Genomic DNA, 14,338 nt, shown 5'->3' on the forward strand with positions numbered 1-14,338 from the left:
CCCCTCAGTGGCCGCCGTGCTCGCTCCCGCCGTGGCGCTTCGCATACGCCTCGGCCTTCGAACGGTGGCGGTTCGCCACATCGCGGTACGAGTAGGTCACGATGCCGAGCGCGAAGAACACGATGAGCGCGATGAGCCCGTACACGTAGGTCTCGACGGGGAGCTCCCGCGCGTGCACCGTCTCGGCGAAAACAACGGCCATCAGGCTCATTCGTGGATTCCTTTCGTAGCCCGCGCGAGGTTCGCACGGAGCGCTCCGGTCAGTCTACCGAGTGCGAGGGACGATCGAGGGTTCAGGCGCGCACGTGCCCCGCGCCCCGGACCAGCCACTTCGTGCTCGTCAGCTGCGGGAGTCCCATCGGCCCGCGCGCGTGCAGCTTCTGCGTGGAGATGCCGACCTCCGCGCCGAAGCCGAACTCCGCACCGTCCGTGAAGCGGGTCGAGGCGTTCACCATGACCGCCGCGGCATCCACCTCGTCGAGGAACCGCTCCGCGTTCGCGAGGTCGTTGGTGACGATCGACTCGGTGTGCTTCGTCGAGTACCGGCGGATGTGGTCGAGCGCATCGTCGAGGGAGTCGACGACGCCGATCGAGAGCTCGAGGCTCATATGCTCGGTCGCCCAGTCCTCCTCGGTGACCGGTGCGAGATCGGGGCGCAGCGCGCGAACCCGGTCGTCGCCGTGGACCGTGACGCCCGCGGCCTCCAGCCGGGCCAGCACGGGCGGCAGCAGGCGCTCCGCCGCCGCACGGTGCACGAGCAGGGTCTCGAGGGCGTTGCAGACGCTCGGGCGCTGGACCTTCGCGTTGTGCACGAGCTCGACCGACCAGTCCTCGCGGGCGCTTTCGTCGAGGAACATGTGCACGACGCCGGCGCCCGTCTCGATGACCGGGACCTTCGCCTGCTCGACGACGGCGCGGATGAGGCCGGCGCTCCCCCGCGGGATCAGCACATCGACGTACTCCCGCGCCTGCATGAGGTGGTTCGCGCCGGCGCGACCGAAATCGTCGACGGTCTGCACGGCGTCGGCGGGCAGCCCCGCGGCCTCGAGCCCGTCCCGCAGCAGCTGTACGAGCACGGCGTTGGTGCGTTCGGCCGCGCTGCCGCCGCGGAGCACGACGGCATTGCCGCTCTTCAGCGCGAGCACCGCGATGTCGATCGTCACGTTCGGCCGGGCCTCGTAGATGGCTCCGACGACCCCGAGGGGGACGCGCACCTGGTCGACGCGGACCCCGTTCGGCAGCGAGCGACCGCTCACCGACTCGCCGACGGGGTCGTCGAGCGCGATCACCTCGAGGACGGCGTCGGCGATGGCGCCGATGCGCCGCGCGTCGAGGGTGAGCCGGTCGAGCAGCCCCGAGGACAGGCCCTGCTCGCGGCCGGCATCGAGGTCGCCCGCGTTCGCCGCCACGATCTCGTCGGCCCGGTCGCGGAGCAGGCGGGAGACCTGTTCGAGCGCGCCGTCCTTCGTGCTGGTGGTGGCGCGGCCGAGCGCGCGCGAGGCCGCGTTCGCCGCAGCGAAACGTCGGTCGAGCACCGAGAGATCGAGATCGGACATGCCCCAAGCCTAGGCGAGGGCGTGCCCCTCGGGGGCCGTATGACGGGTCGGGGCCGGGTCGAACCAGGTGCCGACGTCGTCGCCGGCGAGCGCACGGTCGACGAGCGGCGTCGCCGTGATCAGCACCGAGGTTCCGGACTCCGCGGCGATGCGTGCGGCCGAGACCTTCGTCTCGGCGCCGCCCGTGCCGACACCCGCGCGGCCCACGGAGCCGATCTCGACCCCGTCGAGCACGTCCCCGAAGGCGACGCGGGCGATCCGCTCGGCGCCGGGGAGGTGCGGGGGCTTGGTGTAGAGCGCATCCACGTCGGAGAGCAGCACCAGGAGCTCCGCGCCGATCAACTGCGCGACGAGCGCCGCGAGCCGGTCGTTGTCGCCGAAGCGGATCTCGTGGGTGGCGACGGTGTCGTTCTCGTTCACGATGGGCAGGATGCGGAGCCCGAGGAGCCGCTCCATGGCCCGCTGCGCGTTCGAGCGGTGGGTCGGGTTCTCGAGGTCTCCCGCGGTGAGCAGCACCTGGCCGGCGATGATGCCGTAGCGGTCGAGGGACTGCTGGTACCGGAAGACGAGCAGGTTCTGGCCGACGGATGCCGCGGCCTGCTGCGTGGCGAGGTCGTCGGGGCGTGCGTCCAGCTTCAGGTACGGCATCCCCGTCGCGATGGCGCCGGAGGAGACGAGCACGACCTCGGCGCCGCGCCCGTATGCTGCGGCCAGTGCATCGACGAGCGGGGCGATCTGCCCGGCGTTCGCGCCGCTGATCGACGAGGAGCCGACTTTGACGACGATGCGCCCGGCGCTCGGCACGTCGCCGCGCTCACGCGGCGTCATTCCTGCTCCTCGTCGGACCAGATGCCCGCCTCCCGCTCGCGCTCGAGCTCGGCGCGGGCTTCGGCCTTCGCGTCCATGCGGTCGTGGTAGTCGCTGCGACGCTCGGCGCGGGTCGCGCGGCGGCTGTCTTCGAAGCGCGTGTCGGTGCCACGAGGCGAGGTGATGAGCTCGGCGGTCGAGGTGAGCGTCGGCTCCCAGTCGAAGACGATGCCCGAGCCCGGGCCGATCACGACGGTGGATCCCGCGGTGGCCCCCGCCCGCACGAGCTGGTCCTCCACCCCGAGCCGGGCGAGCCGGTCGGCGAGGTAGCCGACCGCCTCGTCGTTGGCGAAGTCGGTCTGCGCGACCCAGCGCTCCGGCTTGGTGCCGATGACCCGGTAGATCGTGCCGTAGCTGCCGCCCTCGGGGCGCACGACGAACTCGGGCGCGTTGACGGCCTTCGGTCGGATGACGATCCGCTCGGGCTCCGGCTTCGCGGCCTGGCGGGCGCGCTCCTCGTCGACGACCTCGCCGAGGGCGAAACCGAGTGCGCGAAGGCCCTCGTGGCTCACCGTCGAGATCTCGAAGACCCGGTAGCCACGGGCCTCCAGCTCGGGCTTCACGAACTCGGCGAGCTCCTTCGCCTCGGGCACGTCGACCTTGTTCAGGGCGATGAGCTGCGGGCGCTCGAGCAGCGGGACCTGGCCCTCGGGGACCGGGTAGGCCGCGAGCTCGGCGAGGATGACGTCGAGGTCGCTGATCGGGTCGCGCCCGGGCTCGAGCGTGGCGCAATCGAGGACGTGCAGCAGCGCCGAGCACCGCTCGACGTGGCGCAGGAACTCGAGCCCGAGGCCCTTGCCTTCGCTCGCTCCCTCGATGAGACCCGGCACGTCGGCCACGGTGAACCGGTGGTCGCCCGCCTCGACGACGCCGAGGTTCGGATGGAGCGTCGTGAACGGGTAGTCGGCGATCTTCGGCCGTGCGGCGGACATCGCCGCGATGAGGCTGGACTTGCCGGCCGACGGGTAGCCGACGAGCGCGACGTCGGCGATCGTCTTCAGCTCGAGCACGATCTCGCCCTCGAATCCGGGCGTGCCGAGCAGGGCGAAACCGGGCGCCTTGCGCTTCGTCGTGGCGAGCGAGGCGTTGCCGAGGCCGCCCTGGCCGCCCTGCGCCGCGACGAAGCGCATTCCGGGCTCCGCCAGGTCGGCGAGCTCCTCGCCCGCCTCGTCCTTCACGACGGTGCCGACGGGCACGGGGAGGATGACGTCCTCCCCGGTGACGCCCGAGCGGTTGTCGCCCATGCCGGGCTGACCGTTCGGCGAGGTGCGGTGCGGTCGCCCGTGGTACGTCAGGAGGGTCGTCACCTGCGGGTCGGCGACGAGCACGATGTCGCCGCCGTCGCCGCCGTTGCCGCCGTCGGGGCCGGCGAGTGGCTTGAACTTCTCGCGGCGGACCGAGACGCAGCCGTTGCCGCCGTGGCCGGCGCGCAGGAACAGGCGCACCTCATCGACGAAGCTGACCATGCTGCGCCATCCTCCCTCCGAGCTCTCGCTCGGAAACACGTGAGGGCGAGCCGAAGCCCGCCCTCACGAGATAGTTCGATCGACTATTCGCCGACCGCCACGATGTTGACGACCTTGCGGCCGCCCTTCGCGCCGAACTCGACGGCGCCCGCCTCGAGGGCAAACAGGGTGTCGTCGCCGCCACGACCGACGTTCGCGCCGGGGTGGAAGTGGGTGCCGCGCTGGCGGACGATGATCTCGCCGGCCTTCACGACCTGGCCGCCGAAGCGCTTCACGCCGAGGCGCTGGGCGTTCGAGTCACGACCGTTGCGAGTGGAGCTCGCTCCCTTTTTGTGTGCCATGTCAGTCTCTCCTTGCGAGCCTGGTCGTTACTTGATGCCGGTGACCTTGACGCGCGTGAGCTCCTGACGGTGGCCCTGGCGCTTCTTGTAGCCGGTCTTGTTCTTGAACTTCTGGATCACGATCTTCGGGCCGCGCAGGTCCTCGAGGACCTCGGCGGTGACCGTGACCTTCGCGAGCGACTTGGCGTCGGAGGTGATCTTGTCGCCGTCGACGAGGAGGACCGGGACGAGCTGGACCTTGCCGTCCTCGCCCGCCTTGACGCGGTCCATCGTCACGATGGTGCCGACTTCGACCTTCTCCTGCCGACCGCCGGCGCGCACTACTGCGTAAACCACTACTCGTACCTAACTCCGGGGAGCCTCGGGGGCTCCGTCTGTCTCATGGGATGTCACTGCGCGGTCGCCCCAGCGGGAAAAGAAGGGTGATGACTGCCAGAAAACTGTCGGGCACGCCGGGATAAGCGGCGGCACCAACGGTCGAGTTTACCGGATGCCGCAATGCCTCGCAAACACGTGGCCCCGGCGGGTCGCGCACCGCCGAACGGCGACCCCGGCAGCGAGCGGGCATAGGATCGGCCGCATGACCGTCCTCATCGACACGCCGCTGTGGCCGAAGCACGGCACGGTGTGGGCGCATCTCGTGAGCGACGCCTCGATCGCCGAGCTGCAGGCCTTCGCGGAGCGCGCCGGGCTTCCCCCGCGGGCATTCGACCTCGACCACTACGACGTCCCGGCCGACCGCTATGACGAGCTCGTCGCCGCCGGCGCGATGCCCGTCGAGCCGCGGGAGCTCGTGCGCCGACTCCGAGCGAGCGGGCTGCGGGTCACGCCGAGGGAGCGCCGGGAGCGCCGCGCCTCGGCGTGAGCCGGCTCAGTCCTCCTGCGGGCGGGTGATCACCGGGGCTTCGCCCCCGGCGCTCGACGCCGTGCTCACCCGACGGCTGCGCCCCCGGCCCTCGCCCGCCTTCTTCGGCGCGGGCAGCGCGTCGAGGACGGAGTCGAGGAGATGCTCGGTGTCGACCGGTGGGTTCGGTCGCGTGCGGACCGGCGCCTCCGGGAGATCGATGACCGGCACGACCGGTGCAGCGGCCTCGGCCGGGGCCGACGGTGCATCGGCGGTGCGCTCGCGTGACGGACGTTCCTGCCGCGCCTCCTCGGCAGTGCCCGCCGGCTCGGTCAACTCGCCGCCCGGCTGAGCGCTGCTCGCACGGCGCCGCCCTCGGCGACGAGACGACCGGGGCTCGGCGGCGGTGGAGTCGGTCTGCTCCTGCCCCGGCTCGCGCGGCTCGCCGCCGGCGAGCGTGGAGGCCGCGATCTGGGCGAGGGCGTGCTTCGCGTCCTCGGTGATGCCGTGGGTGCCACCGGAGGGCGCCTTCGCTTCCGGCTGCTGCTGCTGCGACTGCTGCTCTCGCTCGCGACCGCCGGAGTTGCCGCCGCCGTTGCCGCCGCGCCCGCGCCGGCGCTCCACCTGCTGCTGCGGGGCGCGGTGCCGGAACACCGGCTCGTGGTGCACGATGATGCCGCGGCCCGCGCAGACCTCGCAGGGCTCGGAGAACGACTCGAGGAGTCCCAGTCCGAGCTTCTTGCGGGTCATCTGGACGAGGCCGAGCGAGGTGACCTCGGCGACCTGGTGCTTGGTGCGGTCGCGCGACAGGCACTCGACGAGCCGGCGCAGCACGAGGTCGCGGTTCGACTCCAGGACCATGTCGATGAAGTCGACGACGATGATGCCGCCGATGTCGCGGAGCCGAAGCTGCCGGACGATCTCCTCGGCCGCCTCGAGGTTGTTCTTCGTCACCGTCTCCTCGAGGTTTCCGCCGGAGCCGACGAACTTGCCCGTGTTGACGTCGACGACGGTCATCGCCTCGGTGCGGTCGATGACGAGCGAGCCGCCGGAGGGCAGCCAGACCTTGCGATCGAGCGCCTTCTCGATCTGCTCGGTGATGCGGAACTCGTCGAACGCGTCCTTCTCGCCGGCATAGGCCTCGACGCGCTCGAGCAGATCGGGCGCGACCTGCCGCAGGTAGCGCTCGATGGTCTCGCGGGCCTCGTCGCCCGAGATCACCATCTTCTGGAAGTCCTCGTTGAAGACGTCGCGGACGATCTTGATGAGCAGGTCGGGCTCGGAATGGAGCAGCGCCGGGGCCTGCACCTTCTCGAGCGTCGACGAGATGTCCGCCCACTGCGAGATCAGGCGGTTCACGTCGAGCGTCAGCTGCTCCTCGGTGGCCCCCTCTGCGGCGGTGCGCACGATCACGCCCTGGTTCTCGGGCAGCACCTCCTTGAGGATCTTCTTCAGCCGGGCGCGTTCGGTGTCGGGAAGCTTGCGGCTGATGCCGTTCATCGAGCCGTTCGGCACGTAGACGAGGTACCGGCCGGGCAGTGAGATCTGGCTCGTGAGGCGCGCACCCTTGTGCCCGACCGGGTCCTTCGTGACCTGCACGAGGACGCGGTCCCCCGGCTTCAACGCGAGCTCGATGCGACGGGGCTGGTTCTTCTCGCCGTTCTCGGCGGCGGCCTCCCAGTCGACTTCGCCCGAGTAGAGCACCGCGTTGCGCCCGCGGCCGATGTCGACGAACGCAGCCTCCATGCTGGGCAGCACGTTCTGCACCCGACCGAGGTAGACGTTGCCGATGAGCGAGGCGTCCTGATTGCGGGCCACGTAGTGCTCGACCAGCACGTCGTCCTCGAGCACGCCGATCTGGATGCGACCGCCCTTCTGGCGGACGACCATCTGCCGATCGACGGCCTCGCGGCGGGCGAGGAACTCGGACTCGGTGATCACCGCGCGCCGACGGCCGGCGTCACGACCGTCGCGGCGGCGCTGCTTCTTCGCCTCGAGCCGGGTCGATCCCTTGACCTTCTGCGGCTCGGTGATGAGTTCCGGCTCACGGGGCTTGCGCACCTTGACGACGTTGTTCGCCGGAGTGTCGCCGGTCGAGCGCGGGTCTTCGCCGCTGCGGCGACGGGTGCGTCGACGCACGCTCGACGACTCGTCGGGCCCGGCGTCGGGCTCCGGTCGCTCCGGCACGACGAGCACGGGCGGTGCCCGGAAGATCAGCGACGTCGTCGAGATCGGCCCGGTGATCGGGCGGAGCTCCTCGGCGACCTCGACCTCGTTCGCGTGGCCGGCCTCGGGCGACTCGTCGGCGCGCGAATCGTCGGCGGGCGACTCGTCGGCCGCGGTCGGCGTCGCCGTCTCGGCGGCCGCTCCGCTCGCCCCGGTCGTGGCCTCGACGGGCTCCGCCGCGTCGCTCGCTGCATCCGTTGTCGGCGTGCCATCCGACGCGTGGGGCGCGGGGCGCTCCTTCGTGCGATCCGAGGGCGCCGCAGCAGGCTCCGCCGCATTCACCTCGACGGCTTCAGCCGCCTCGACCTCGCCGGTCCCGAGCGACGGTGCCTGCGCGGCCTCGTCGTCGCGGGGCACGAGCGTCGCGCGCCGGCCTCCGCGTCGGGAGCCGAAGAGTCCGCCGAGTCGCTTGGCGCCGCGGCCGGATTCGTTCGTGGGGTTCTCGTTGTTGCCTTCCACCATCTCTGGTGCACTCCTACACCGGTGGCCCGACCTCGTCGGCCGGCCTCCGTACTCCTCGGAGCGGCCCCCGTGCGGGAGACCGCCAATTCTTCTCTGCAACCGTGCGGCAGGCGCCTCGGTCGCGACATCTCCGCGGCGGGTTCGCCGCGTCTCGGATGCCTGGGCATCCTCAAAGCCTTCGCCGGCGCTGGACCAGGCTGGTCCGAACCGACTTCCCTCCGATTATCGCACGGTCGCCGCCGCGGAGGTGGAATCCTCGCAGCTCGGCGCCCTGCGGGCGTGTCAGAATACGTCCATGCCCGACTCCGCTCGCCGCACGCGCCCGTTCGGCCTCGCCGTCTTCCTGCTCATCGCCGGCGCCCTCGGGCTCCTCGCCGCCTGGGAGCTCTCGGTCGAGAAGGTGCTCACCCTCATCGACCCGGCGCACGTGCCGAACTGCAATGTCGGCGTGCTGGTCGGCTGCGCGACGAACCTCGAATCCTGGCAGGGCTCCGTGTTCGGGTTCCCGAACCCCTTCATCGGGGTAGCCGCGTGGCCGGTCGTCATCACGATCGCCGTCGGCATCCTTGCCGGGGCCCGCTTCGCGCGCTGGTTCTGGGTCGGGCTCAACGTCGGCGTCGCCGGCGCGCTCGTCTTCGTCGGCTGGCTCATCTTCCAGAGCATCTACGTGCTCGACGTGCTCTGCCCGTGGTGCATGCTCACCTGGGCGGTGACGATCCCGACCTTCTGGGTGGTGACGCTGCACAACCTCCGCGAGGGGAACCTCCCGGGCTCGGCCCGGGTGAAGCGCCTCGCCGCCGCGTGGTTCGGCTGGATCCCGCTCATCACGGTCGTCTGCTACGCGATCGTCATCTTCCTCGCGCAGGTGCAGATGGACGCCATCCCGCGCGTCCTCCTCGACCTGCAGAACTTCTTCCGCTGAGCCGGGCCCACCCGCGAGCGCCGAACGGCGGGGCGACGATCATCGTCGCCCCGCCGTTCGCGTCGGCCTGAACGCTCAGCCGAACCAGAGGGCGAGCTCGCGCTCCGCCGACTCGACCGAGTCGGAGCCGTGCACGAGGTTCTGCTGCACCTTCAGGCCCCAGTCGCGGCCGAAGTCGCCCCGGATGGTGCCGGGCGCGGCCGTCGTCGGGTCGGTGGTGCCGGCGAGCGAGCGGAAGCCTTCGATCACGCGGTTCCCGGCGATGCGGAACGCGACGGTCGGGCCCGACTGCATGAACTCGATGAGCGGCTCGTAGAACGGCTTGCCCTCGTGCTCCTCGTAGTGCTTCGCGAGGAGTTCGCGGTCGGCCTGGACGAGGCGGAGGTCGACGAGCGAGTACCCCTTGGCCTCGATGCGACGGAGGATCTCGCCCGTGAGGTTGCGGGCGACCCCGTCCGGCTTCACCAGCACGAGGGTCTCTTCGACGACGGTGGTCATTCTTGTTCCTTCCCGGCGGCGTAGGCCGCACGTTCCCGGTCGATCCGTGCCCCGGTGACCATGCAGTACCACCACATGCCGCCGAAGAGCGCACCGACGAAGTACATCGCCGGGTTCACGAGCCCGGCGAGGACGATGAGGACCTGGATGGCCCAGCCGAGTCCGTAGCCCCAGCCGAAGCGGAGGCCGCCGATCGCGGCGACGAGACCGACGAGGATGACCCCGCCGGTGACGAGGGCGGCCCAGGCGGGCAGCCCGAAGGGACCGCCCTCCGGCGGCGTGAGGCCCCAGAGCACGAGGGCGGCGAGGAACACGACGATCGTCTCGAATCCGAGCACGATCGAGCCGAGACTTCTGCGCACCGAGTTCACGCCGCCCACCCCCGGTCCTCGGCGATCGCCATGGCCTGGCCGACGAGCACGATCGAGCCGGCGACGAGCACAGCGCGGCGCTCGTCCTCGGCCGCCCACTCGCGGGCGAGATCGAGTGCGTCGTCGAGCCGGGGCGCGAGCTGCACGCGCTCGGGGCCGACGGCGCCGGCCACGACGGCAGCGAGCTCTTCGGCGGGCTGCGCCCGGTCGGAGTCCGGCTGGGTCACGATGAACCCGGCGCCGCTCGCACCCAGCTCCCGCGCGATGCCCGCGGCGTCCTTGTCGCCGAGGACCCCGAAGACCACGACCAGTTCGTCGAAGTCGAAGGATTCGGTGAGGGCCGAGACGAGGGCGTTCGCACCGTGCGGATTGTGCGCGGCGTCGACGAGGATCGTCGGCTGCTGGCCGATGCGCTGCAGCCGGCCCGGAGACGTGGCCGCGGCGAGTCCGTCGCGGAGCGCCTCCTCGGAGAGCCCCGTCGAACCCCCGCCGAGGAACGCCTCGACGGCGGCGATGGCCACCGCCGCGTTCTGAGCCTGGTGCGCCCCGAAGAGCGGCAGGACGAGATCGCGGTACTCCCCCGCGAGCCCGCGCACCGAGACGAGCTGTCCGCCGACGGCCGGCCGGCGCTCGAGCACGGCGAAGGCCTCGCCTTCCACGGCGAGGCTCGACTCGGTGAGCTCCGCGGCACGGCGGAGCTCGGCGAGCGCCTCCGGCTGCTGCGCGGCCGACACGACGGAGGCGGCAGGCTTGATGATGCCCGCCTTCGTCCGCGCGATCTCGGCCACGGTCCCACCGAGCTTCGACTGGTGGTCGAGGTCGATCGGGGTGATCACGGCGACCTGGCCGTCGGCGACGTTCGTGGAGTCCCACTCGCCGCCCATGCCGACCTCGAGGACCACGACATCCACCGGGGCATCCGCGAAGCAGGCGAACGCCAGCACCGTCATCGTCTCGAAGAAGGTCAGTGGCGGCTCGCCGGCGCCCTCGAGTTCGGCGTCGACGATCGCGAGGTAGGGCTCGATCTCGCTCCAGTTGCGTGCGATCGCCTCGTCGGCGATCGGTTCACCGTCGATCAGGATGCGTTCGGTGAAGCGCTCCAGGTGCGGGCTCGTGAGCATGCCGGTGCGGAGCCCGTAGGCGCCCAGGATGCTCGCGATCATGCGGCTCGTGGAGGTCTTGCCGTTCGTGCCCGTGAGGTGGATGACCGGTGCCGCGCGGTGCGGGTCGCCGAGGAGCTCGACGGCGCGGCGGGTCGCCCCGAGCCGGCGCTCGGGCGCCGCCTCGCCGACGCGTTCGAGCAGCGCCGCGTACACGGCGTCGGCCGCGTCCCGCGCCTCCTCGTCGAAGTCGCCCTCGTATCCCTCGCTCATGCGCGCTCCACTCCGAACTCGACGACGGTGCCGCCGGCGAGCGGCTTGGCTTCGCTGCCGGCGGGCAGCGGGCGAAGCTCGACCGTCGTCGCGAGCGTCTCGCCGGCGATGAGCTCGAGGTGACGTTCGGCCGCGGCGGTGCCGGCCTCGTCGAGGCGGAGCTCCAGCCGGATGCGGTCGCCGACGTCGAGGCCGGCGGCCTTCCTGGCGTCCTGCACGGCGCGGACGAGGTCTCGGGCGGCGCCCTCCGCCTCGAGCTCGGGCGTGACGGCGGTGTCGAGCATCACGAAGCCGCCGTCGCCGACGAGCCCGAGGGCCGTCTCGCCGTCTGCGCTGCCGCCGGCTTCGAGCACGAGCTCGTACTCCCCCGGCTCGAGCGCGATGCCGCCGGCGACGACGCCCTCGGCCGTGACCGACCAGTCGCCGCCGCGGGCGGCCTGGATCGCCTGCTGCACCTGCTTGCCGAGGCGCGGACCGGCGGCGCGCGCGTTCACGGTGAGCCGCTTCTCGATGCCGAAGGACTCGGCGCTCTCAGGCGCGAGCGCGACGATCTCGACGGCCTTGACGTTCAGCTCGTCGCGCAGGATCGCTTCGAACGGCGCGAGCGCCGCGGCATCCGCCGTGACCACGGTGAGCTTCGCGAGCGGCAGCCGCACCCGGCGGCCGGCCTGCTTGCGCAGCGCGAGCGCGACGCCCGTGACCTCGCGGACCGCGTCCATCGCGGCGACGAGGTCGGGATCGGCCGGGAACTCCTCGGCCTCGGGCCAGTCGGCCAGGTGCACGCTGCGGCCGCCGGTGAGGTCCTTCCAGATCCGCTCGCTGACGAGCGGGAGGAGGGGCGCAGTGAGTCGGGTGAGCGTCTCCAGCACGGTCGACAGCGTGTCGAACGCCTCGGCGCCCCCGCCGTCCGCGTCGACGCCGGACCAGAACCGGTCGCGCGAGCGGCGCACGTACCAGTTCGTGAGCACGTCGCCGAAGTCGCGCAGCTTCTGCGCCGCGAGCGGCGAGTCGAAGGCCTCGAGGTCGGCCGTGACCGCCTCGACGAGGTCGCGCAGCTTCGCGAGGAGGTAGCGGTCGAGCACATCGCTCGACGCGGTCGAGCGGGATGCCTCGTAGCCGCCCTCACGCGCAGTGTTGGCGTACAGCGAGAAGAAGTACCAGGTGCTCCAGAGCGGCAGCATCAGCTGGCGGACGCCCTCGCGGATGCCCTCCTCCGTGACGACGAGGTTCCCGCCGCGCAGCACGGAGCTCGACATCAGGAACCAGCGCATCGCGTCGGAGCCGTCGCGGTCGAAGACCTCGTTCACGTCGGGGTAGTTGCGCAGCGACTTCGACATCTTCTGCCCGTCGCTGCCGAGCACGATCCCGTGGCTCACTACGTTGCGGTACGCGGGACGGTCGAAGAGCGCGGTCGAGAGCACGTGCATGACGTAGAACCAGCCGCGGGTCTGCCCGATGTACTCGACGATGAAGTCGGCCGGGTGGTGCGTGTCGAACCACTCGCGGTTCTCGAACGGGTAGTGCACCTGGGCGAAGGGCATCGAGCCGGAGTCGAACCAGACGTCGAGCACGTCGGGGATGCGCCGCATCGTGCTCCGCCCCGTCGGGTCGTCGGGGTTCGGCCGGGTGAGCTCGTCGATGTACGGCCGGTGCAGATCGGGCTCGCCCGCCGCGTTCGTCGGCAGGCGGCCGAAGTCGCGCTCCATCTCCTCCAGCGAGCCGTACACGTCGGTGCGTGGGTACGCGGGGTCGTCGCTCTTCCACACGGGGATCGGCGAACCGAAGTACCGGTTGCGGCTGACCGACCAGTCGCGCGCGCCGGCGACCCACTTGCCGAACTGCCCGTCCTTCACGTTCTCGGGCACCCAGGTGATCTCCTGGTTGAGCTCGCCCATGCGGTCGCGGAACTCGGGCACGCGGATGAACCAGCTCGAGACGGCCTTGTAGATGAGCGGGTTCCGGCAGCGCCAGCAGTGCGGGTACGAGTGCTCGTAGCTCGCCTGGCGGAGCAGCCGCCCCTCGGCCTTCAGGAGCTGCGTGAGCGGCTTGTTCGCGTCGCTCCAGAGCTGCCCGGCGACGTCGCTCACTTCCGGAAGGAAGCGCCCGGCGTCGTCGAGGGAGATGACCACCGGGATGCCGGCGGCCTCGCAGACCTTCTGGTCCTCCTCGCCGTACGCGGGCGCCTGGTGGACGATGCCCGTGCCGTCCTCGGTCGTGACGTAGTCGGCGACGAGGATCTGCCACGCGTGTTCCAGCCCCCAGGCCTCGACGTCGGCGTAGTAGTCGAAGAGCCGGTCGTAGCTGATGCCCTCGAGCTCGGCACCGCGCACGGTGCGGCTCACTGCGGCCCTGGCCTCCTCCGCACTCTCGTAGCCGAGCTCCTTCGCGTAGTTGCCGACGAGGTCGACCGCGATCAGGTACTCGCCGCCGAGCACCTCGGGCGCCGGGGCGGCACCCTCGGCGGCCTCGCGCAGCACGGTGGCGTCGGGCGTGCCGGCGGGGCCGGCGGGCACCACGGCGTACTCGATGTCGGGGCCGACCGCGAGCGCGAAGTTCGTCGGCAGCGTCCACGGCGTGGTGGTCCAGGCGAGGGCGCGCACGGCGGTGAGCCCGAGCGCCTCGGCCTTCGCGCCCGTGAGCGGGAAGGTGACCGTCACGGTCTGGTCCTGGCGCATCTTGTAGACGTCGTCGTCCATGCGCAGCTCGTGGTTGGAGAGCGGCGTCTGGTCGCGCCAGCAGTACGGCAGCACGCGGTAGCCCTCGTAGGCGAGCCCCTTGTCGTGCAGCGTTTTGAACGCCCACACCACGGACTCCATGAAGCCGGTGTCGAGGGTCTTGTAGTCGTGCTCGAAGTCGACCCAACGGGCCTGCCGGGTGACGTACTCCTCCCACTCCTTCGTGTAGCGGAGCACCGAGGAGCGCGCGGCCTCGTTGAAGGCCGCGATGCCCATCTCCTCGATCTGGCTCTTGTCGGTGATGCCGAGCTGACGCTCGGCCTCGAGCTCGGCGGGCAGGCCGTGCGTGTCCCAGCCGAAGCGGCGGTGCACTTGCTTGCCGCGCATCGTCTGGAAGCGCGGGAACACGTCCTTCGCGTAGCCGGTGAGGAGGTGGCCGTAGTGCGGCAGGCCGTTCGCGAACGGCGGGCCGTCGTAGAAGACCCACTCGGGGGCGCCCTCACGCTCGTCGATCGAGGCCTGGAAGGTGCGGTCGGCCTTCCAGAAGGCGAGCACCTCCTGCTCGACCGCCGGGAACGACGGCGACGGCGTGACGGATGACTCGGGGTCCTGACCCTTGGGGTACAACGCTCGCTCCTGCAGTGATCTCCTGGTCACGAGGACGGCGCGTTCCTCGAACGCCACCGCGGTACCACCCCGCTTGCCGCACCCGCCGTGGGTGCGACCGCTCGCTCTTC

13 protein-coding genes are annotated in these 14,338 nt (G+C 71.2%); 2 read left to right on the forward strand and 11 right to left on the reverse strand.

Annotated features, from left to right (window positions below; translation table 11 throughout):
• Window positions 1-4: 4 nt before the first annotated feature.
• The 6 genes from M3147_RS06695 to rplU all read right to left on the reverse strand — a co-directional run bounded on the left by M3147_RS06695 (window position 5) and on the right by rplU (window position 4,566).
• Window positions 5-211, reverse strand: coding sequence for a hypothetical protein (locus M3147_RS06695; protein WP_251202702.1), 207 nt, complete (start codon window positions 209-211; stop codon window positions 5-7).
• Between the two features lie 82 nt (window positions 212-293).
• Window positions 294-1,556, reverse strand: coding sequence for a glutamate-5-semialdehyde dehydrogenase (locus tag M3147_RS06700; RefSeq protein WP_251202703.1), 1,263 nt, complete (start codon window positions 1,554-1,556; stop codon window positions 294-296).
• Between the two features lie 9 nt (window positions 1,557-1,565).
• A complete protein-coding gene (proB, locus tag M3147_RS06705; protein WP_251202704.1) occupies window positions 1,566-2,384 on the reverse strand; it encodes a glutamate 5-kinase in 819 nt (272 codons plus the stop codon).
• Window positions 2,381-3,889, reverse strand: coding sequence for a GTPase ObgE (obgE, locus tag M3147_RS06710; protein ID WP_251202705.1), 1,509 nt, complete (start codon window positions 3,887-3,889; stop codon window positions 2,381-2,383). Before obgE ends, proB begins: the two co-directional genes overlap by 4 nt.
• Window positions 3,890-3,972: 83 nt before the next feature.
• Window positions 3,973-4,230, reverse strand: a complete 258-nt coding sequence (gene rpmA, locus M3147_RS06715; protein ID WP_189084976.1) for a 50S ribosomal protein L27 — start codon at window positions 4,228-4,230, stop codon at window positions 3,973-3,975.
• Window positions 4,231-4,257: 27 nt separating this feature from the next.
• Entirely contained in the window at window positions 4,258-4,566 is a 309-nt protein-coding gene (gene rplU / locus M3147_RS06720; protein ID WP_189084975.1) for a 50S ribosomal protein L21, read from the reverse strand.
• 244 nt (window positions 4,567-4,810) lie between these two features.
• Between rplU and M3147_RS06725 the strand changes: the two genes are divergently transcribed.
• The gene (locus tag M3147_RS06725) at window positions 4,811-5,095 is read left to right on the forward strand and encodes a DUF4031 domain-containing protein (RefSeq protein ID WP_251202706.1); all 285 of its coding nucleotides are present in this window, start codon (window positions 4,811-4,813) and stop codon (window positions 5,093-5,095) included.
• A gap of 6 nt (window positions 5,096-5,101) precedes the next feature.
• On the opposite strand, the gene M3147_RS06730 is transcribed toward M3147_RS06725, so the two are convergent.
• On the reverse strand, window positions 5,102-7,762 hold the full coding sequence (locus tag M3147_RS06730) for an Rne/Rng family ribonuclease (protein ID WP_251202707.1): 2,661 nt from the start codon (window positions 7,760-7,762) through the stop codon (window positions 5,102-5,104).
• A 295-nt stretch (window positions 7,763-8,057) separates the two neighbouring features.
• On the opposite strand from M3147_RS06730, the gene M3147_RS06735 reads away from it, so the two are divergent.
• A complete protein-coding gene (locus tag M3147_RS06735; protein WP_251202708.1) occupies window positions 8,058-8,684 on the forward strand; it encodes a vitamin K epoxide reductase family protein in 627 nt (208 codons plus the stop codon).
• 75 nt (window positions 8,685-8,759) lie between these two features.
• Here the strand turns inward: M3147_RS06735 and ndk are convergent, their stop codons facing one another.
• The 4 genes from ndk to ileS are packed head-to-tail and all read right to left on the reverse strand — an operon-like array spanning window position 8,760 to window position 14,228.
• Window positions 8,760-9,182, reverse strand: a complete 423-nt coding sequence (gene ndk / locus M3147_RS06740) for a nucleoside-diphosphate kinase (protein ID WP_251202709.1) — start codon at window positions 9,180-9,182, stop codon at window positions 8,760-8,762.
• Complete coding sequence (locus M3147_RS06745; protein ID WP_251202710.1) at window positions 9,179-9,562, reverse strand: DUF4233 domain-containing protein; 384 nt, start codon at window positions 9,560-9,562, stop codon at window positions 9,179-9,181. Before M3147_RS06745 ends, ndk begins: the two co-directional genes overlap by 4 nt.
• Complete coding sequence (locus tag M3147_RS06750; RefSeq protein WP_251202711.1) at window positions 9,550-10,926, reverse strand: bifunctional folylpolyglutamate synthase/dihydrofolate synthase; 1,377 nt, start codon at window positions 10,924-10,926, stop codon at window positions 9,550-9,552. Before M3147_RS06750 ends, M3147_RS06745 begins: the two co-directional genes overlap by 13 nt.
• Window positions 10,923-14,228 carry an isoleucine--tRNA ligase gene (gene ileS, locus M3147_RS06755; protein WP_285873651.1) on the reverse strand — a complete coding sequence of 1,102 codons (3,306 nt, stop codon included), beginning with the start codon at window positions 14,226-14,228 and terminating at the stop codon, window positions 10,923-10,925. Before ileS ends, M3147_RS06750 begins: the two co-directional genes overlap by 4 nt.
• Between the last annotated feature and the right edge of the window lie 110 nt (window positions 14,229-14,338).

The sequence above is a fragment of the Agromyces mediolanus genome (assembly GCF_023715325.1).
Lineage (GTDB): Bacteria > Actinomycetota > Actinomycetes > Actinomycetales > Microbacteriaceae > Agromyces > Agromyces mediolanus_A.

What these genes read in the sequence shown, in the direction of transcription:
- M3147_RS06695 (WP_251202702.1), bottom strand. Translation starts at nt 211, where the DNA reads ATGAGCCTGATGGCCGTTGTTTTCGCCGAGACGGTGCACGCGCGGGAG.
- M3147_RS06700 (WP_251202703.1), bottom strand. Translation starts at nt 1,556, where the DNA reads ATGTCCGATCTCGATCTCTCGGTGCTCGACCGACGTTTCGCTGCGGCG.
- proB (WP_251202704.1), bottom strand. Translation starts at nt 2,384, where the DNA reads ATGACGCCGCGTGAGCGCGGCGACGTGCCGAGCGCCGGGCGCATCGTC.
- obgE (WP_251202705.1), bottom strand. Translation starts at nt 3,889, where the DNA reads ATGGTCAGCTTCGTCGATGAGGTGCGCCTGTTCCTGCGCGCCGGCCAC.
- rpmA (WP_189084976.1), bottom strand. Translation starts at nt 4,230, where the DNA reads ATGGCACACAAAAAGGGAGCGAGCTCCACTCGCAACGGTCGTGACTCG.
- M3147_RS06725 (WP_251202706.1), top strand. Translation starts at nt 4,811, where the DNA reads ATGACCGTCCTCATCGACACGCCGCTGTGGCCGAAGCACGGCACGGTG.
- M3147_RS06730 (WP_251202707.1), bottom strand. Translation starts at nt 7,762, where the DNA reads ATGGTGGAAGGCAACAACGAGAACCCCACGAACGAATCCGGCCGCGGC.
- M3147_RS06735 (WP_251202708.1), top strand. Translation starts at nt 8,058, where the DNA reads ATGCCCGACTCCGCTCGCCGCACGCGCCCGTTCGGCCTCGCCGTCTTC.
- ndk (WP_251202709.1), bottom strand. Translation starts at nt 9,182, where the DNA reads ATGACCACCGTCGTCGAAGAGACCCTCGTGCTGGTGAAGCCGGACGGG.
- M3147_RS06750 (WP_251202711.1), bottom strand. Translation starts at nt 10,926, where the DNA reads ATGAGCGAGGGATACGAGGGCGACTTCGACGAGGAGGCGCGGGACGCG.